Here is a 20,422-nt window from a genome sequence, read left to right as displayed (position 1 = left end):
ATGCTTAATCTCTATAAGCCAGTTGAACTTGTTTATTTTGTTCAAGTGTAGCCATCACACGTTGACTTAGTGATAAAAATTGTGCTTTTTCTTGTGATGCTATGGGTTTTGATTTCGGTAATTTAATGGTCCTAGGGTTTCTATGCACCCCATTGACAATAAATTCATAATGTAAATGAGGGCCTGTAATACGCCCGGTCGCCCCTAGAGTGCCTATAATATCACCTTGTTTAACGGTTTGACCTGTCTTTACTTTGCGTTTTTTAAGGTGCAAATATTTAGTGGTATAAGTATCGTTATGTTTGATGAAAACATAATTACCATTATATTTATTGTAAGAAGACTTTATGACTCTTCCTTTACCCGCCGCTTTAATCGGCGTGCCGATAGCGGCAACATAGTCAACGCCTCGATGCGCCTTAACTTGTCCTGTAACAGGGTGTAAACGTCTGGGATTAAAGCGAGAACTGACATATTTAAAGTCAACGGGAGAACGTAAAAAATCTTTGCGCATACTTCGGCCTTCTTCAGAATAGTAATGGCCGTCGGTATAGCGTATTGCGGTATAGCGTTCTCCTTGGTTGATGAACTCTGCCGCCAGTATATGCCCGTTTTTTAAAAATTGACCATCGGCATATTTTTTCTCAAAAAGGATTGAAAAACTATCATCTTTACGTAGATCTAATGCAAAATCGATATCCCAGCCAAACAAAGTGGCCAGTTGCATAATTTGATTGGGTGTCAGTGAGGCGGAGATCCCCGCATTCCAAAAATTAGTTTTAATGATAGCAGAAGCAAACTTTTGATTATATTTAACTTTTTTGCTGGTTATTTTCTCTATATAGTGGTCTTTATTTTTATTGATGATAAGCGTACGAATAGGATCAAGAGGGTAATGCAACTGAACTAACATTCCAGCTTGATCTTTAGCGATGATGATTTCTTCCCCTGGGAGTATTTTAAGTAAATTGGTTTTAACGTTGGGAAGTAAAGTGATGTCGTATACATCTTTAGAGCTTAAGCCTGCGCGTTTAAAAAGTGAGGCTAACGTATCGCCTTTTTTGACCGTAAACTCTTCAGTCTGATATTGTGCTTCAACAGTCGTGAGTTTGATTGGACTGAGGTCATGCTTGGCTTGAATGAGGGAGTGGGAATTTACAGAAGCGTTTTCTTGTTGACGCTTCTTGGACGTAGAGTGGACCAATGATGCTGACTGCGCTGGTTTTTTTGTCCCATTAATATCGACAGTATAGCGAGTATTCAGAGCATATTCGCCGTTATTGAGTGCACTCCGTTGGGTCGTTTTTTCACCATGAGGAAAAATAAGAACGACAAAAAGAAGGGTGCAAATTAAGACACTTAATGCTATTTGATGAAATTTTGGTAACAAATTAAATAATGTAATGATCTTTCCCATGGAGCTTAAACCTAATTCTATCCCTACTAACTTATCCCTTTAGTTTACACTCTTTCAATTATGCTGGCTAACAAGTAACATGGGTCATTATTATTTTATGACTAGAGTAATTGCCGAAATGGCTGATATAGCACATGCATTAGCAGAGATTAAACGCGGTACTGAAGAAGTATTGCTTGAAGCCGATTTGTTGGAAAAATTAAAAGAAAATCGCCCATTAAGAATTAAATTAGGTTGTGATCCTACTGCGCCAGATATTCATCTAGGACACACAGTGATTTTAAATAAATTAAGAACTTTTCAAGATTTAGGTCACGAGGTGATATTCTTGATAGGTGATTTTACGGGGATGGTCGGCGATCCAAGTGGTAAAAATAGCACTCGTCCAGCGTTAACCCGTGAACAAGTGAAAGCGAATGCTCAGACTTATATCGAACAAGTCTATAAAATACTCGATGCTGAAAAAACGCGTATAGAATTCAATTCGGATTGGTTAGAGCCTTTAGGCGCAGCGGGTATGATCCGCTTGGCTTCGCAGCAGACGGTTGCGCGCATGATGGAGCGAGATGACTTTAAGAAACGTTATGCTTCAGGTCAATCCATCGCCATTCATGAATTTATGTATCCATTATTACAAGGTTATGATTCAGTAGCATTAAAAGCGGATGTAGAGCTAGGTGGTACGGATCAAAAGTTTAACTTGCTGATGGGCCGTGAGCTACAAAAATCAGATGGTCAAAAACCTCAGACGGTGATTATGATGCCACTACTTGAAGGTTTAGATGGTGTTAAAAAAATGTCTAAGTCTGCCAATAATTATATTGGTGTAAATGATCCTGCAGAGGAAATGTTCGGTAAAATAATGTCGATTAGCGATGAATTAATGTGGCGCTATTTTGAATTGTTATCTTTCCGTCCTTTAACAGAGATTGAGCGGTTAAAACAAGAAGTAGAGCAGGGAGCGAATCCTAGAGACGTTAAAATTGCATTGGCCAAAGAAATCATTACACGCTTTCATGATGATATTGCTGCTGAGGCTGCTCATCAATCGTTTATTCAGCGTTTTCAAAAAGGTGCTATCCCAGATGATATTCCTGAATTGGAATTAGTGGTTGGCGCAGGGATAGCCATTGCTAATTTACTTAAAGAAGCAGGACTGGTGAGTTCGACTTCAGATGCTATGCGGATGATTAAACAGGGGGCAGTCAAACTGGATAGTGAGAAAGTGACTGATACTCGTTTACAGCTTACCGTTGGAATGACAGGCGTGTTTCAGGTTGGTAAACGTAAATTTGCGAAGGTGACACTCGTCTAATTTATGTCATCTCCAAGATGGGCGTTATTGTTCATCTTGGTTGCGAAAAATTAATCGCGTAAAGAAGGGGCTAATGAACAAGGCTTAGTATCGAAATGTTGGCCATCTAGGCTTTGGCATTGCCATGTTAACTTAGCCTCCTCCAATACCCATAATTGGTCTTTTTGAGTGAGCGTCAGAATGAGTAATAAGGTTTGATTTTTATTTTTATTTTGATGCACATTATAGGTCACTACTTTATCTTCAGATTGTTTTACTTTAAGTAAAACAAAATCATTTCCGGCATATTGAGCTGAAATTTTCTGAGGATGAAAACTCCAACTGAGTTGTTGTAGTTGCGCATCTGCAAGATCTTGATTGAAGTTTTCAGTGAGTTGCTGCGCATAAGAAATCACTATTGGTTCCTCAAAGGCAATACTCACTGTACTTATTAATACAAGAGGTATGCTAAATATGAGTCCTTTGAGTACTTTTTTCATAATATAACCATACTTCAATTGGTTCATCACTTTAGCATTTTTAGACCGATTAATGTGAGCAGAGTTTACTTTAAATTTGTAAAACTTTATGAAAAATGCATAACATTTATTATTCATTGTATGGTGAGTTGGTCTGACATTGTTTGATAATCAAGTAGGTCTTGATGTTCTTTTATTCTTTTTTTCCCAAGATCTAATGTGAGCATTGTGACGCTGGGTATCGCTAAGGTTATGATTTTACCAGGTTTACCAAATAAATCACCGGGTCCTTTATAATAATAGTTTCCGATAAGAACAACTAAAGAACCTGAATTAAACATATGGTCAATATTAAATTTATATTCAAGGACGCCTTGCTGTACTCGTTGTAAAAAAGACAGAATATTTTTTCTTCCGATGTATTTACGGTTAGCCGTCTTATCATAGAAAACACTATCACGATTGTAATAATGATTTAATTTATAAAATTGTTGATGTGTGAGTGCGTTCATATAATCAACCGCCATTTTTTGCTCTGGGGGCATATCACCGTTGCTAGCTTTGGCGGAAAAATTAACAAAGAGGAACAGTAAAAAAACACTTATGAGTCTCAGTTTCATATTAAAATATCTTATCATGTTTTTGTTAGGGACATGGTTCATTTTAAGCTTGCTGTTTTAAGTTTTTTATTGAATGCACTTCTATTTATTTAGTTCTTTCAAATGGATATTGAGAGCATCAACTGATATACGGATTTCAATAACGGAGAGTAACAATGAATATAAAAGCAGTAATAAGCTACAACCAAATATGAGTGAACCGATATGATAGAAACCAGCATAAATGAAAATCATGCATAAGACACAAAAAGCAAAACTGAAGACGCCTGATTCTTGCATTCTTCTTATGATACTAATGCGTCGGTGTAAATTTTTAAGTTGATCAGCATGGACGGGAGTGCCTTCACTGCTTAATGTCCGAATGAGGGCGGCTAGGGCAAAAAATCGATTTGTATAAGCGAGTAGTAACAAAGAAATAGCGGGAAACAACAGTGCTGGAGTGGTTAACGATATCTGGGTATTATCGAGGGCCATATAAAGACTACCGATGGCGAATAAGTGAGGCCGATCATACCAAGTCCCTTAGTGATGTTCAAAATAAATTAATCATTTCGTTTGGGTTCATTTTATAGATGATTTATTGTAAGTAACGAAGTAAAGCCCAAATGGCAGGGATGATGATTAAACTTAAGATCCAAAAAGTAAAGGCTGTGGAAGTCAGTAAGATGGCTCTTTTTATATCATGATGATCGGGGACTGGGCCATATTTTATTTTAGGTAATGCGATGCAATTACTCCCAAAAGTCATCGGGCCACTTAACTCTATATTGAGCACCCTCGCACCGATTTCACAAACATATATGTAACCTCTAGGCACCCCTTTAACCCGTGGCCTAACAAAGGTTAACAAGCTTTGAGGTCCACCTTGAATCGCTAAGCTAAAACTCCATAATAAGGTGGGGATGAAGAAAACGATATTACCGATTAAATAGCTAGACCGTCCAAAATATTGATATTTAGGATTAAAGCAGGGCCAAGTTAATTCTAGTTGTTTAATCATTCTTGCAAGTAATACTAAGGGCGCACCACCTAAGCTGTAAAAGGCGATGGTGGCGACGACACCATAAACGGGTGCTGTGATTAATTTTTCAATGGTTGCCTTACTTAAACTGTCGAAAGAAAGTACAAAAGTATTACGGGTGAGCCAAGGGTGAAGTAATGCCCGTGCACGAAGCTTATCTTTTTGGGCAATAGAGACACAAACTTCTTCAGCAACCAGCTTAAAATTAGCATCATTGAGACAAATATAAAGAATAATAAACTCAAATATCCAAGGAAAACCAACACTATGTGTAAGGAATAAAGCCAAAGCAAAAAAAGGCAAGAGTAAAAGTAAGCTTGATAGTATGCCGGCAATAATTTGCTGAAAAGCAGAGCAGTTGTTGTGAGAGGTTCTTTTGCTTAGCTTTTTGGCTAGGATCCCAAACCAAACAATAGGTTGCATATTTCTCGGTAAGGGAGCAATTCTAGCGAGTAAAATAGAGATAATGAGTATTATCGCTCCTTGAAGTATCCCTCTATCGATTGTTAAAGAGGAAATAAGTTCTGGAGTAATAATATTAAAATTCATTATAAGGTCTTTAATAATGCCATGACCATTAGAGCAGAATGATGACCCGCTTTAGCGAGGTAAGTATCAAAATCAACTGGAGAGTCATTATTGGCATTATCAGATAAAGAACGAATAACGACAAAGGGTAAATTAAATTGATGACATACTTGTGCTATAGCGGCACCTTCCATCTCACAGGCTGCCATGGATGGGAAATGTTCTAGCATTTGCTTTGTTCGGTTAGGATCGCAGATAAAACTGTCTCCTGTACAAATGAGTCCTTCAATGGTGTTGACTTCACCAATTTCAGATATGGCTTTTTTTGCTGCATTGACTAATTGACTGTCACAGATAAAAGCCGCTGGCTGTTGTGCCATTTGGCCGATTTCATAGCCGAAGGCGGTGACATCCACATCGTGATGGCGAACTTCTGAAGCAATAACAATATCGCCAATATTAAGCTCGGGTGAAAACCCGCCTGCGGAGCCTGTATTAATAATGGCATCTGGTGAGTATTTTTCAATTAAAAGGGTCGTTGCCATACTGGCCGCCACTTTTCCAATACCTGAGCGAGTTACTATAATGTCTTTATCGGCTAAAGTTCCTGCGACAAATTCGATGCCAGCAATAGTTTGTGACGTTTTTGAAGCCATTGACTCAATGATATGAGCAACTTCAGGTTCCATTGCACCGATAATACCGATTTTCATGAAATAACCTTATAAGTTAGGTAATAAATACGCTGCTAATATAGCATAATGTCGCGATGAATGTGCCATTGGATAGCGTGAAGTCTTCAGGCTTGAACTTAAAGAAGAGTAAGGTGCTGAAACTTTTGATGTAGGTTTAAATAACCTGAAAAATTGGGTTTAAAAGAATCTCACTGAAAAAGAATAATCAGTGAGATATTTTGTTAATGGTCTCAATCAACCTGAGCTCTGGATAAGCTGCGCCACTCAGTCGCGTTATTATTGCCCTATCGGTGTTGAAATTTCGAGTAATAGCTCGCTATTACGTACGAACTTTCGTCTTGATATAGACAATAATGTTACTACCAATCTAGATAATAGAGTGACTATAAAACCGATATTAATTAACATGTTGAGTTTAAGTTAAAACTTAATATCACACCCATTATCCAGAGTTCAGGTTAAATCATCAAAATAATTAAGGATCCCTAACGCGGCATCTCGTCCTTCGGCGATGGCGGTGACCACAAGATCTGATCCTCTTACCATATCACCTCCGGCAAAAACTTTGGGGTTACTGGTTTGAAACGGTTTATCAGAGGTTTTAGGGGCTTTGACTCGACCGATATTATCCACTTCAATTTCATGTTGGCTAAACCAAGGGGCCGGACTGGGTTGAAAGCCAAATGCAATAATAATGGCATCAGCTTCTAGGATATGTTCACTTCCTTGAACAGGGATGGCGGCTTGACGACCATTGGCATCACTGGCGGCCATTTCTGTTGCAATACATTCAATTCCTATAAGCTGCTCATTCTTCGTTTTAATGGCGACAGGTTGTTGGTTAAAGAGAAATTGAACACCTTCCTCTTTTGCATTTTGCACTTCTTTGCGAGAACCAGGCATATTGGCTTCATCCCGCCGATATAAACAGATCACCGATTGGGCTTGCTGCCTAATGGCTGTGCGAACACAATCCATTGCCGTATCTCCGCCACCAAGAACGATAACGCGCTGGTTTTTTAAGTTGAGGTAGGGGTTATCAGGTTGCTGGGTTCCCATAAGATGGTGTGTATTACCAATCAAGTAGGGTAAGGCTTGGTATACGCCTTGGGCATCTTCGCCCTCAATGTTAGCCTTCATGGCCGTATAAGTGCCCATACCCAAGAAAATGGCATCATATTCAGCTAATAGTGAATCAAAGCTGAGATCTTCCCCTATGGTAACACCCAGTTGAAATTGAATCCCCATTTCTTCCATGATGGTTCGTCGAGTCGCCATAACGGACTTTTCGAGTTTAAAGGCGGGGATCCCGTAGGTGAGTAATCCCCCTATTTGAGGGTTTTTATCATAAACAACAGCGCTGATCCCATTTCTGCTGAGAATATCGGCGCAACCCAGACCCGCGGGCCCTGCACCAATAATAGCCACTCGTTCAGTTCTGGGACTGACTTGACTCAGATCGGGACGCCAGCCTTGTGCGATGGCGGTATCAGTGATGTATTTTTCGATATTACCGATAGTGACGGCTTCGAAATCATCATTAATAGTACAGGCACCTTCACATAATCTGTCTTGTGGACAAACACGACCACATATTTCAGGTAATGTATTGGTTTCATGAACTAAAGTAGCCGCTTCCATAATGCGGCCTTGCTTGATTAAATCAAGCCAATTGGGAATGTAATTATGTAATGGGCATTTCCATTCACAATAAGGGTTACCACAATCTAGACAGCGATCGGCTTGCTCATTCACTTCAGATTGTTCAAAAGGTTGATAAATTTCAACAAATTGTATTTTTCGCGTTTCTGTATCGACTTTATTTGGATCTTGACGCCCGACATCGATAAATTGAAAATCATTGCTCATCTTTATTTACCCCGCTCTGACTGCGAGTGCAGGTTCAGTTTGTGCCAATTTAAGCAGATCGCTCACTTTAATATTCTTCGGTTTGACTAATACAAAGCAATCTAGCCAATTCTCAAAGTCATTTAAGATCATTTTGGCATGTTCACTGCCCGTCTCATTAACATGTTCTTCAATTAATGAACGTAAATGCTGTTGTTGAATGGGAAAGCTCAGCTTTTGGGTATCGACCATTTCAGGGTTGACGCGACGATTGAAATGACCGTATTGATCAAATATATAAGCAAATCCGCCCGTCATCCCAGCACCAAAGTTAACCCCGGTTCTTCCAAGCACTACAACAACACCTCCAGTCATATATTCGCAGCCGTTATCACCCACCCCTTCAACAATGGCTAATGCGCCTGAATTTCTAACAGCAAATCGCTCACCCGCTTTACCCGCGGCGAAAAGCTTACCTCCTGTTGCACCGTATAGGCAGGTATTACCGATGATTGATGAGCGTTCACTTTTAAAAGAACTGCCTAATGGAGGATGAATAGAAATTTTTCCGCCAGACATCCCTTTTCCAACGTAATCATTGGCATCACCAGTGAGGGTGAGCTCCAAGCCGTGGGTGTTCCATACGCCGAAGCTTTGTCCTGCGCTGCCATTGAAGGTTAATGCGATAGGTGATTTAAGGCCTGCACTACCCGCAGTCCTAGCGATATAACCAGCTAAACTTGCCCCGATAGCACGATCAGTATTATTAATAGAGTGAGTTAGGCTGTGGGATTGCTCTGTATCAATGGCCTCTTTACATTGATTTAATAATATTTGATTGAGCTTCCCAAGATCTGGAGATTGGTTATTCTCTTTCCATGTCAGTGCAGAGTCTGCGGGAACAGTAGGGGTAAATAAGATTGGCGTTAAGTCTAAATGCGCTTGTTTTTCTGTTTGGCCATCGAGAGCCGTCAACCACTCACCGTGTCCGACCAATTCTTCAAAGCGAGTGACACCGAGTTTTGCCATGTATTCTCGAATCTCTTGCGCAACAAATTCGAAGTAAGTGATCACTCTTTCTGGTAAGCCATGATAGTGCTGATCACGCAATTGTTTGTTTTGGGTCGCAACGCCGGTAGCACAATTGTTGAGGTGACAAATTCTTAAATATTTACAGCCCAGCGCAATCATAGGGACAGTGCCAAAGCCGAAGCTTTCAGCACCAAGTAAGGCCGCTTTTATGACATCTTTTGCCGTTTTTAAGCCCCCATCCACCTGTAAGCGAATTTTATGGCGCAGTCCATTTTTGACTAAGGCCTGATGGACTTCTGCTAATCCGAGCTCCCAAGGGCTACCCGCGTATTTGACAGAGGTAATGGGGCTGGCTCCTGTGCCGCCATCATAACCCGATATGGTGATCATATCGGCATAAGCCTTAGCGACACCTGTGGCGATGGTACCCACGCCGGGTTCAGACACCAATTTTACCGAGACAAGGGCTTTAGGATTCACTTGTTTTAAGTCAAAAATAAGTTGGGCAAGATCTTCAATTGAATAAATATCATGATGAGGAGGAGGAGATATTAAGGTCACTCCTGCTTTTGCATGACGTAAAACCGCAATTTCCGCACTGACCTTATGGCCAGGTAATTGGCCGCCTTCTCCTGGCTTTGCCCCTTGAGCGATTTTTATCTGTAATACATCAGCATTAACAAGATAGTGAGCGGTGACGCCAAATCGACCTGAAGCGACTTGCTTAATGGCTGAATTGCGCTCAGAGTTGAAACGACGGGGATCTTCGCCTCCTTCTCCAGAGTTTGAGCGTCCGCCTAGCCTATTCATTGCAACCGCTAATGCTTCATGGGCTTCAGGGCTTAATGCACCAATACTCATTGCTGCACTATCGAAACGCGAAAATAATTGGCTAGCCTCTTCTACAGCATCGATTGCTACAGGATGAGCGGGTGAGTCAATCGCAATAAGATCACGCAATGTGGCGACAGGTCTATTATCAACCAGCGCGGTAAAGATTTGATAAGTATTATAGTCTTTACGTTTGAGAGCATCTTGTAAGGTATTGACGACATCAGGATTAAAGCAGTGGTATTCCCCGCCTTCAACGTATTTTAGCAGTCCTCCTTGTGGCAGCGGCAGATGAGGTCGAAATGCTGCTTTATGTAATACAGCTTGATCTTGTTCGATCAGTTGGAAATTAGCCCCTTGAAGGCGGCTGATGACACCATTAAAGCAAAGTTTGATAATATCGTCATTGAGCCCTATGACTTCAAATTGCTGACTACAGCGATAAGAGGCAACAGTACTGATCCCCATTTTAGACATTATTTTTCGTAAACCTTTATTAATACCTTGTCTAAAGTTGAGCAGTAATGTGCGATGATCATCAATTTGATGCAGTTTGGCTAAACTGGAAATACATTCATAGGCGAAATAAGGGTAAATGGCTGTCGCACCAAAACCTAACAGTACAGCAAAATGATGGGGATCGCGCGCAGATGCGGTTTCTATGATGATATTGGTGTCGCAACGTAAATTATTATTCACTAATATTTGTTGAACCGCTCCGACAGCCATTGCCGCAGGAATGATGTACTTGTCTTTCGCTGTGGCGCGATCAGATAAAATTAACAAGGTGGTGCCAGCTTGTGCCAATTGTATTGCTTGGAGACAAATACGATGCAATGCGGCTTCTAATCCTTCTTCTTTGAGATAATTTAAACAAATCGTATCGGCTTGATAATAATCACTGTCTAATGCCATTAACTGCATTAAATCGGTATAGAGTAAAATGGGTGAATTGAACATGACTCTATAAGCATGTCCTGTTGTCTCATTAAATAGATTCTGTTCACGTCCGACACAGGTTGACAGTGACATGACATGTTTTTCCCGTAGAGGATCAATGGGAGGATTGGTGACTTGAGCAAATTTTTGCCTAAAGTAATCAAAAATACTGCGCGATTGCTTAGATAGTATCGCCATAGGGGTATCATCACCCATTGAACCGGTGGCTTCTTCTCCCTTTTGGGCCAGTACCCAAATAACTTGCTCTAGTTCTTCACGGGTATAACCAAATAACTTTTGGTATTGCAGTAGTGTTGGCGCATCAAACTCATTATTACCTTGCTGATTAAGTTCAAATCTATCAGCAGGAAGCAAGGTTTTGCTGTTTTTTGCCATCCATTCTTTATAGGGGTGACGCCTCTTTAAATCGTTATCAATCGTAAAAGAGGAGAATAACTTGCCATTTAATGTATCTAAAACCAGTAACTCTCCTGGTCCTACTCGTCCTTTTTCTGTGACTTCATCAGCAGAATAGTCCCAAATACCCACTTCGGAGGCTAAGGTTAGGATTCGATCTTTAGTGATGACATATCTTGAAGGCCTTAAACCATTCCTGTCGACGGCACATGCCGCATAACGACCATTGCTCATCACAATGCCTGCCGGTCCATCCCAAGGTTCCATATGCATAGAGTTAAAATCATAGAACGCTTTGAGTTTATCATCCATTTCTGGATTACTTTGCCATGCGGGTGGAATGAGTAGTCGCATGGCGCGATATAGATCCATACCTCCAGCAAGTAACATTTCTAGCATATTATCCAGTGCTGAAGAGTCTGAACCATTTTCGTTGACAAAAGGCGCTGCTTGCTGGAGATCTGGCAATAATGGGGCGTTGAATTTGTAAGCTCTTGCTCGTGCCCACTGACGATTACTCGTAATGGTATTAATTTCTCCATTATGCGCTAAGTAACGAAAAGGCTGTGCTAGAGGCCATTTAGGAGAAGTATTGGTTGAAAATCGCTGGTGGAATAAACAGATTGAAGTTTGCAATCGTATGTCAGCAAGATCAGTGTAAAATTCAGGTAAATCAGCAGGCATCATCAAACCCTTATAGACAATGACTTGTCCTGAAAGGCTCGCGATATAAAATTCATCATCATGTACTAACTGCTGCTCAACACGTCTGCGAGCCATATAAAGGCGTCGTTCTAAATCTTTTTCTCGCCATCCTATCGGAGCATTAATTAAAACTTGGCAAATTTGAGGTTGGCAAGCTTTACCTATGGGTCCTAAAACATCAGGATTAATAGGCACGGTTCGCCAGCCAGCGACACTTAAGGTTTCTTTTTCTAATTCTTTTGTTAATAGTTGTTTGGCGATGCTAGCTAAGATTTCATCTTGATTAAGAAATAGCATACCAACGGCGAATTTTCGGCTTAAATGCCATTCATTTTCTAAGGCTATTGCATTAAAGAAAGCCGTTGGTAGCTGCATTAATAAGCCACAGCCATCGCCCGTCTTTTTGTCGGCTGCAATGCCTCCTCGGTGCTTCATTCTGTCTAAGCCGTGGATAGCGGTTCGAACAATTCTATGGCTCGCTTCACCATCCATTTGAGCTATTAGCCCAAATCCACAATTATCACGTTCAAAACTTGGATGATATAAGCCCATTTAAACACTCCCTCAATCGCTTTAAATACAACTCGAATACATGATCTCCTAATCTCATAGATATGCACCGAACCAACCAACTTAACGCGAGAGTAGACAAAGGTCAAATCAAACTTAATTAGAGTTCTTTGGCTCTATGTCTGTGTTTTTGACAGACGAAGTGATAGATTACCTTAACGTAAACTGCCTATTTGATCATATAATACTATGAATAAAAAGGATTTTAACTTTTATCAATATTGAGGCTTACTTATGGGGTACATTCTAATAAAGAGTGGTTTGGATATTAATTTTTACATTGTAGAGAGATTGATAGGTTCTTTGAATTGATTATTTATGCATATAAAATTAATTTTGATTGTTTATAGCAGTATTGTAGGAAGTGAATTTTGTGAGCTTATATAAGATGCTGGTCTTTTGCTGTCTTCAGTGATGAATACAATGCCTACGTGGAAACTTGCGACGAAAGGTGTTACTTGGGTGAAACAAGGCTTTTTTGTTTCATGGGATAATATAAAGCAAGCTGATACTGTGCTTTTTATTAATAATAGGATTTGAGTATAATGAGTGTTAGGATTTATCTCTATTATTTACTTATAAATCTATTTGTTATGTATGCGTTGGTTGGTTTCACTCTTATATTCTGCTTAGAATCAAAATATTTGTCGACATCAAGACAGTGTAATAGCCCGCTATTACTTGTAACACAGATAGAGGGAATAATGGTATTTAAGCGACATGGCTTAACCAGAGTTCCGGTTGATCACAGCGCTCTAGAATTAAGTATCATCCGGTTGATAGGTTATTGAGAATGAATCGAGTGAGCTTTTTGTTATAACAATGTTTTGTTGATATTTATTTTATTTGTTTTATTAATTTTTAGTTAACCAATGGTTATTTATCGACAGTTTTAACAATGAAACGTCTCGAGTTGTTGCGTAAGCAGCGATAATGAGTAATATGTGTTAGGTTAGTCTTTTTATACATTTGGCAATATTTGAGGGGTGCCTAAATATGGCAACAGCCGAATTAGAATCAATTTTAGATCTTAATACACTTGAACAATACTGTCAGGCTATTGGAGCTGCGACCTTACTGAAAAGCGTTGTTTTGTTTGAACAACTGATGCCTGAATATGTAGGTAATCTTGTGAGTGCAGATAAAGCAAATGACAAAGCGACCTTATGTTCAGAAGCGCATAAGTTCAAAGGTGCGGCGGGATCAGTTGGTTTAAAGCGAATTCAACAGTATGCTCAGCAGTTACAACACGGAGAAGAAGCTGTATGGGCGACTGGGCACAGTGCTTGGTTGCAAGCCATTGTGACTCATGCTCAAGACGATCTAGCTAAACTTAAGGAACACCTTGAATCTCAGGTGTAATGTCTTACGTTTTCGTCAAGGTTAACTTTATTTAATCTCAACGAATTTTACTAATATTTAATGTCATCATTTAATAATTAGTGAAGTGAATGAATCTATATTAACAGTTCATTACTCATGAGCTGTTTTTTTTATTGCTGTCGTTAACCCATCCACTTTATCGTCTATCATATTCGTTATTTCATTCAGTTAATACTTCGTTCTTAGGGCCTCTATACGGTAGATATTCTTCAGTGTTCATCTGTCATTTTAGCTTTTTTAAGCTCATTCTCCTCAGGGATTGAGTATGCTAAACTCTAAAAAATGATCTTTCTTCTCAATTTGGCTATGCATTTATGAAGCACCTTCCTAGTTTAAAAAATTTATTTTATTTGGTTAATCTCCATCAAGAACAGAATTTTAATCGTGCAGCTAAACTTTGCCATGTCAGTCAGTCGACGTTATCGAGTGGCATACAAAATTTAGAACAACAGCTTGGCCACCAATTGATTGAGCGGGATCATAAATCATTTATTTTTACAGCAATTGGAGAAGAAGTTGTTCAGAGGGCGGGGGCAATACTCACTGATGTTGATGAGCTTGTAGAACTGGTTAAACATCAAGGTGAGCCTATGAGTGGAGATCTGCGCATTGGCTGCATACCAACCATTGCTCCTTTTTTGCTCAGCAGAGTGGTCCAACATTGTAAAAAAGTTTATCCAAAATTGAATTTATTTCTAAAAGAAGAGACGACAGATCGTTTATTAAATGGGTTAGGAAAAGGTGAGTTAGATTTACTTTTACTCGCACTTCCTGTTGATACAAGTGGTTACCATAGTATGAAAGTGGGGATAGATCCCTTTAAAATGGTATTACATAAAGATTTGTCCAGCCAAATAAATGAGCCCATTGATTACCATAGCTTACCAGATGAGAGTATTTTTTTATTGCAGGCAGAGCATTGCATCACAGGACATGCCATTAGTGCCTGCCAATTAGAAGACAGCGCTAAGGTTAATCCTTTTTCGGCAACGAGTTTACACACTTTAGTGCAGATGGTTAACTGTAAACTGGGTACGACCTTCTTGCCGCAAATGGCTATAGATGCTGGGATTTTGGATAATACGGATTTGATTAGTATGCTTCCATTGGGTGAAAGCCCCTATCGAGATATCGGGTTAGTTTGGCGACAAACTTCCAGTCGTTTGCTGACGTTTAGAAATTTAGGGTTGGAAATTCAAACGTTATTAAAACAGGAATAAAGCGTATTATTAATCAGTAAGCGACTATGTGGAAGGCTTTTTACTTAGGCAATACGCTAAAAACTTCAATAGAGTGTTGTTTTCCTTTAAGCTTGATTGGTCCTAAGTTACTGAGCTTATAGGCAGGAGATAAGCTTAAGCGTGATGCTAGCTCACCTGAGATAAGCATTCTTTGCCCTAGTGGATTACATTGATCTTGTAGTCTTGCGAGGGTATTTAATACATCACTGAAAAAACCAATTTCTTGTTTATGGACGCCAACAACGGCTGCTACAACTTGCCCACAATGAGCTGCAGCTTTGAATTGAGGAACAAAACCATATTTATCAGTAAAATAAGGGCGTTGCCAATTTAATAATTGCGTGAACTCATGGTAAATATTTAAGCATCGGTCATTAATAATGCCATCTTTTAATGGCCAATGAATAATGACGGCGTCGCCTATGTAACGATAAATTTCTGCTTCATTATTATTAACCGGATCGGCTAATAGACTAAAACTATCTTGAATGAGTCGACTGAATTGGTAATCACCGAGAGATTCTGCATGTGTGGTTGAAGAAGCCATGTCCAAATATAAAAATAACCTCTGTTCATAGCGAGGTTTATGATACTTCCCTAAACCAATATTCATCAGCACTCTAGGACCGACAAGGAGTGCCATTTGTTCTATGAAAGCAAGACTGACTCGTACAACGACAAGATAGACAATAAGGGCTTGAAAGGAAGGGCTATATAAAATATGTGCCGTTAGCATTTGCCTTAATGTCGTCATATGGTTTTCTATCGCCCACATATTTAGATATTGTGTTACATAGGCTAAGGTGATCGCTCCAAGTAAGAGGAACAGTCCTTTAAAAATGACGGAACATAGATAAGGTAACCTGTGGATCCCACTGATTTCTGCAATTAAATTTGACATCCAATGTAAACTGCCAAAAATAATGCCCATATAAATTGAAAGCGTAGCGAGATCAGCCGAGCCAATTGCCCATTGAGGTAAATTAGGCGCTTGGGCGTAGCGGAAAAAAACAAAAGATGCCATGGCGATTGTCCAAGCAAAAATGGCGAAAATAAGTTTTTTTGCTTGTATAGCGGCTTTCACAGTTTTAGTCGTATCCTAGTGGCAACAAGTTCTGGAGGCGCTAGTTTATAGATAATCCCCCTATCATTTCCAGTAGTATTTGTGATCTTGATCAAATCAAGTGTATTAGGGCGTTAAATAAGTTGAGAGAGGATTTGATGGGTGAAGGCTATTTTCAGGTAAAAACCTCTTGGATTCGTTAAAATAAGCTGACCATTTTCGCCGATAGACTCGGTTAATATTTTGCTGTTGGCCGCTTTTGGTCTTAATTGAAGAACCTCACCGTGCCTAGCTGTAATTTTTTCGACTTGACCGAGTGCTATCAATTCCATAATTTCTTCCCAATCCTGTTTAATTTGTTGGGTTTCTTCTGTGCTCGGTTGCCACAAGATAGGTGTACCAATTTGCCTCTCTGCAATAGGGGTGTGTCGTTCGCCTTGAACCGGTACCCATAATACTTGTTGTAATTTATGGCAAACCACACTTTTTTCCCAAGTGAGTCCTTGAATGTTGAGTAGTGGCGCAGTGGTGACGTAGGTTGTTTCCATCGGTTTACCATGATGGTTAATTGGAATAGTTTTAAGCTCAATACCTAGATTAATAAAGTCTGGCTCTGGTTTTGAGCCAGCAATAGCCCCTAGCTCATGCTCAATTAGTTGGCCTACCCAGCCTTTATTGCGTTTAAGATTTTTTGGAACCACTATATTGTGAGAATGGGCGAGTAGGCCTAAACTTAAGCCAGCCATTGAATCAGCTCGTTCCATCAGTTCTGCAGTGCTTTGAGGTGGCAGTGGTATCGTTTTCATGGAGTCTTTTAGTTAAGAGTAGTATGAAGTCAAAGGCTGAGTGAAAAATAATCATAGTTTGTGAGTTAAAGAGGATCACCTTTTACTTTCAACATAATATATTGATCTATAATTATAAAAGATATGATTAATTATTTGTTGTTTTCATTTAGTAACAGTGCTGAGAAGGTTTATTGAGCTTGATAACATAGTTATCCACAGAATTATTGGATAACTTATTTAACCAAGCGCTTTAATCAATAAATCTATCCTTGTCAATGTCATAAAGGGTAAGAATACGGGCTTTTTTTTATTGTTTCAATGCTTAATTTAAAATAATGGGTATGCTAATTAAGATGATAAGTTAGATTTGACAATGTTGATTATAAATCAATCGTTGTATTGTTTTTCGTTGACCCCCTTGTTTTATCTTTTATTATCATATTGTTTTATAATGTTTTTTTGTTTTTACATTAAGGTGTTAAAATCAATATTATGTTTTTATTCGGGGTGATATTGCATTGAGTGAGCGTTTCGAACAGAGATATCCACAGAATCTGTGGATATCTTGCGATATTTTCTCTTTTCTGTTGATAAATGAATAAATAAACGAATGTTATCCCATGTGTGTGTTAATCATATGGATTGCTGCAAGGCTTGGTTTGTGAAACAATCAAGTTATTAAATAGCGAATAAGTTCGGAGTCCATGTGATTGATAGTGACGGCTTTCGCGCAAATGTTGGCATCATTATCTGTAATCGCTTTGGGCAGGTTATGTGGGCAAGACGATTTGGCCAACATTCCTGGCAATTTCCACAAGGCGGTGTTGATGAAGGTGAGTCGACCGAAGAAGCTATGTATAGAGAGTTATATGAGGAAGTAGGCTTGAAGCCTGAGCATGTAAAATTATTAACCTCTACACGATCTTGGTTACGTTATCGGCTACCTAAAAGATTGATTAGACAAGATAGTAAGCCTGTTTGTATTGGTCAAAAACAGAAATGGTTTTTATTACAGTTAAAATGTAATGAAAGTGCAATTAATCTGAACGCAAGTGGTCATCCTGAATTTGATGATTGGCGTTGGGTAAGTTATTGGTATCCAGTACGCCAAGTGGTTTCTTTTAAGCGTGATGTTTATCGAAAGGTAATGAAAGAGTTTGCCGTGATGGCTCTAGCATTGCAATTGAAAGAATCAAATCAAAAAAGAAAAGGACGACGTCGTAGTTCGTTTCTCAAGGGAGTTTGAGCTCAGTGTTAAAAACGCTCAGGGATATAACACAGGCCGTTGCGGCGGCAGATGATCTGCAATCGGCATTGGATTTGTTGGTATCACAGACAAAAGCGGTGATGGCAACAGAATGTTGTTCGATATACTTAGTTGAACAAGATGTATTGCAGTTCTCTGCAACTGATGGCTTAGATAGGCAAGCTGTTGGTAAAGTGCGTATGCCATTAACACAAGGATTAGTTGGGCTTGTTGCGCAAAGAGAAGAACCGATTAACTTAGCGGATGCTCATATCCATCCTAGGTTCAAATTATTACCTGAAGTTGCTGAAGAGGAATACCGAGCGTTTTTGGCTGCTCCCATTATTTATCAAAAAGTGGTGATTGGCGTTATTGTTGTGCAGCAGGTTGAGCCTAGGCAGTTTAGTGAGGGAGAAGAAGCGTTTTTAATGACGCTTGCTGCACAACTTGCGGTAGCGATAAGAGGATTAAGGCATAAAGCGACAACGGGCAACAATGTTAGCCAACAGTATTATACTGGAAAAATAGCGGCTAATGGCGTCGCCATTGCTAATGCTTTAGTGCTCGGTGGCCATATCTCTCTTTCTTTCCCCGATGTTAAAAGCCGAGACTTACCCACAGAAGAAACACGTTTAAAACTGTCAATGTCTCGTACTAAGGACTTGTTAAGCGCATTATCGCAGCGTTTTGATTCAGAGAAAGATGAAGAAGTCGTGTCGATTTTTTCAGCCTTGTTATTATTACTCGATAGTGCCAGCTTAGGCGGCGAATATGTTAAAGAAGTCCGCCAGGGATGGAGCGCTGAATCTGCGGTATGCCGAGTTTCTTTACGCTATATCAAGCAATTTACTGAGATGAAAGATCTTTATTTAAAAGAGCGTGCGGGTGATATTCGAGACCTAGGACAGAGGGTTTTGAGACAATTAGTTGAACCGGGAAGAATTGAATTTGAACCAGATACTCCCGTTATTTTAATTGCAAAAGAAGCCAATGCAACGTTAATTGCTGAGTTTCCGAGACAAAAACTAGCGGGGATTGTAACAGAGTTGGGTGGTATCAATTCTCATGCTGCTATTTTATCAAGAGCGTTGGGCGTCCCAGCTTTAATTGGTGTTTCAGATATTCTGAATGCCGATATTGATAAGAAGTTAGTCATTTTAAATGCGAGTCGGGGGCAATTGTTAGTGTCACCCAGACCCAGCGTGATCACTGAGTTCAGAAGTTTGATGTCTATGGGGAAGGCGTTAAAGGAGCGATATACCCAAGATTTATCTTTACCTACCATCACTACCGATGGAGAGAGAATTGCCTTACAACTCAATGCTGGATTGCTTTCGAGTTTAGAGTCCGATATCGCCACAGGCGCTGATGGAGTGGGGTTGTACCGTACTGAAATCCCCTTTATGTTGCAACAGCGCTTTCCCAGTGAATCAGAACAAATTAAAGTTTATAAGCAAGTATTTGAAGCCGCAGCGGGTAAGTCAGTTGTCATGCGAACATTGGATGTGGGTGGAGATAAGCCACTCGCTTATTTTCCTATCAATGAAGAAAACCCTTTCTTAGGTTGGCGAGGAATTCGTCTTTCTCTGGATCATCCCGAATTATTTCTAGTGCAATTAAGAGCCATGCTACAAGCGGCTGAAGGGAGTGATCAGCTCAGTATTATGTTGCCTATGGTTAGTTGTATCGATGAAATAGAGCAATCGCTTGCTTACTTAGAGCAAGCCTATTTTGAGTTGAGTACTGAGATGGGTATGGATATCGTTAAGCCCAGAGTTGGGATCATGCTTGAAGTGCCTGTTTTGTTATATCAATTACCCGATGTGGCCAGAAAAGTTGATTTTATTTCAGTAGGCTCAAATGATTTAACACAATATCTTTTAGCGGTAGATAGAAATAATCCTAGAGTCAGTACTTTGTATGATTGCTATCACCCTGGGATTTTACGTGCATTAAAACAAGTCCGTGAAGAATGTAAAACATTAAATTTGCCAGTGAGTGTCTGTGGTGAACTGGCTGGGGAACCAATAGGGGTATTGTTATTAGTATCCATGGGCTATAGCCATCTCAGCATGAATCAGGGAAGTTTAGGACGGATTAATTATCTACTAAGGCGTGTTTCTTTTGAGGATTTGAATAATTTGTTAAATAAAGTATTACGTCTAAGCAGCGGTCAAGAGGTGAGGGTTTTATTGGCGGAATATCTAGAAACGATAGGCTTGGTGGAATTACTGAGTTTGTAAATAGGGGCACTTTATTGGCTTTGTCATCCTCGGTTTAATTCCCTTCGATTGATTTTATTTAT

Annotated in this window: 15 protein-coding genes; 5 read left to right on the top strand and 10 right to left on the bottom strand. The window is 39.7% G+C overall.

Annotation, left to right across the window (positions count from 1 at the left end):
- Positions 1-4: 4 nt before the first annotated feature.
- Complete coding sequence (locus tag L2764_RS01215; protein WP_248938416.1) at positions 5-1,417, bottom strand: peptidoglycan DD-metalloendopeptidase family protein; 1,413 nt, start codon at positions 1,415-1,417, stop codon at positions 5-7.
- A gap of 118 nt (positions 1,418-1,535) precedes the next feature.
- Here L2764_RS01215 and tyrS point away from each other — a divergent pair, with 118 nt between their 5' ends.
- A complete protein-coding gene (gene tyrS, locus L2764_RS01210; RefSeq protein ID WP_248938455.1) occupies positions 1,536-2,732 on the top strand; it encodes a tyrosine--tRNA ligase in 1,197 nt (398 codons plus the stop codon).
- Between the two features lie 50 nt (positions 2,733-2,782).
- Here the strand turns inward: tyrS and L2764_RS01205 are convergent, their stop codons facing one another.
- The 7 genes from L2764_RS01205 to gltB all read right to left on the bottom strand — a co-directional run bounded on the left by L2764_RS01205 (position 2,783) and on the right by gltB (position 12,378).
- Positions 2,783-3,211: a hypothetical protein gene (locus L2764_RS01205; protein WP_248938415.1), complete on the bottom strand. Its 429-nt coding sequence runs from the start codon at positions 3,209-3,211 to the stop codon at positions 2,783-2,785.
- A gap of 113 nt (positions 3,212-3,324) precedes the next feature.
- Positions 3,325-3,804 (bottom strand): ester cyclase, encoded by a 480-nt coding sequence (locus L2764_RS01200; RefSeq protein WP_376708363.1) that lies wholly within the window; start codon positions 3,802-3,804, stop codon positions 3,325-3,327.
- 87 nt (positions 3,805-3,891) lie between these two features.
- A complete protein-coding gene (locus tag L2764_RS01195; protein WP_248938413.1) occupies positions 3,892-4,284 on the bottom strand; it encodes a DUF2721 domain-containing protein in 393 nt (130 codons plus the stop codon).
- 103 nt (positions 4,285-4,387) lie between these two features.
- On the bottom strand, positions 4,388-5,380 hold the full coding sequence (locus L2764_RS01190) for a cobalamin biosynthesis protein (protein WP_248938412.1): 993 nt from the start codon (positions 5,378-5,380) through the stop codon (positions 4,388-4,390).
- Complete coding sequence (locus tag L2764_RS01185; RefSeq protein ID WP_248938411.1) at positions 5,380-6,072, bottom strand: 5'-methylthioadenosine/adenosylhomocysteine nucleosidase; 693 nt, start codon at positions 6,070-6,072, stop codon at positions 5,380-5,382. Before L2764_RS01185 ends, L2764_RS01190 begins: the two co-directional genes overlap by 1 nt.
- 435 nt (positions 6,073-6,507) lie before the next feature.
- Positions 6,508-7,923 carry a glutamate synthase small subunit GltD family protein gene (locus L2764_RS01180; RefSeq protein WP_248938410.1) on the bottom strand — a complete coding sequence of 472 codons (1,416 nt, stop codon included), beginning with the start codon at positions 7,921-7,923 and terminating at the stop codon, positions 6,508-6,510.
- Positions 7,924-7,929: 6 nt separating this feature from the next.
- Positions 7,930-12,378 (bottom strand): glutamate synthase large subunit, encoded by a 4,449-nt coding sequence (gltB, locus tag L2764_RS01175; protein ID WP_248938409.1) that lies wholly within the window; start codon positions 12,376-12,378, stop codon positions 7,930-7,932.
- 1,014 nt (positions 12,379-13,392) lie between these two features.
- On the opposite strand from gltB, the gene L2764_RS01170 reads away from it, so the two are divergent.
- Both L2764_RS01170 and oxyR read left to right on the top strand, forming a co-directional pair.
- Positions 13,393-13,758: an Hpt domain-containing protein gene (locus L2764_RS01170; protein ID WP_248938408.1), complete on the top strand. Its 366-nt coding sequence runs from the start codon at positions 13,393-13,395 to the stop codon at positions 13,756-13,758.
- A 335-nt stretch (positions 13,759-14,093) separates the two neighbouring features.
- Entirely contained in the window at positions 14,094-14,999 is a 906-nt protein-coding gene (oxyR, locus tag L2764_RS01165) for a hydrogen peroxide-inducible genes transcriptional activator OxyR (protein WP_248938407.1), read from the top strand.
- Positions 15,000-15,039: 40 nt separating this feature from the next.
- Here the strand turns inward: oxyR and L2764_RS01160 are convergent, their stop codons facing one another.
- Together L2764_RS01160 and mutH are read right to left on the bottom strand one after the other, a co-directional pair.
- Positions 15,040-16,104, bottom strand: coding sequence for an adenylate/guanylate cyclase domain-containing protein (locus L2764_RS01160; RefSeq protein WP_248938406.1), 1,065 nt, complete (start codon positions 16,102-16,104; stop codon positions 15,040-15,042).
- Positions 16,105-16,217: 113 nt separating this feature from the next.
- On the bottom strand, positions 16,218-16,889 hold the full coding sequence (mutH, locus tag L2764_RS01155; protein ID WP_248938405.1) for a DNA mismatch repair endonuclease MutH: 672 nt from the start codon (positions 16,887-16,889) through the stop codon (positions 16,218-16,220).
- A 688-nt stretch (positions 16,890-17,577) separates the two neighbouring features.
- Here mutH and rppH point away from each other — a divergent pair.
- Together rppH and ptsP are read left to right on the top strand one after the other, a co-directional pair.
- The gene (gene rppH, locus L2764_RS01150; RefSeq protein WP_248938404.1) at positions 17,578-18,117 is read left to right on the top strand and encodes an RNA pyrophosphohydrolase; all 540 of its coding nucleotides are present in this window, start codon (positions 17,578-17,580) and stop codon (positions 18,115-18,117) included.
- A 5-nt stretch (positions 18,118-18,122) separates the two neighbouring features.
- On the top strand, positions 18,123-20,360 hold the full coding sequence (gene ptsP / locus L2764_RS01145; RefSeq protein ID WP_248938403.1) for a phosphoenolpyruvate--protein phosphotransferase: 2,238 nt from the start codon (positions 18,123-18,125) through the stop codon (positions 20,358-20,360).
- The last annotated feature ends 62 nt before the right edge of the window (positions 20,361-20,422 follow it).

This window comes from Shewanella surugensis (genome assembly GCF_023284005.1).
Classification (GTDB): Bacteria; Pseudomonadota; Gammaproteobacteria; order Enterobacterales; family Shewanellaceae; genus Shewanella; species Shewanella surugensis.
Note: the sequence above shows the minus strand (reverse complement) of the source record. Positions and strands in the feature narration are given on the sequence as shown.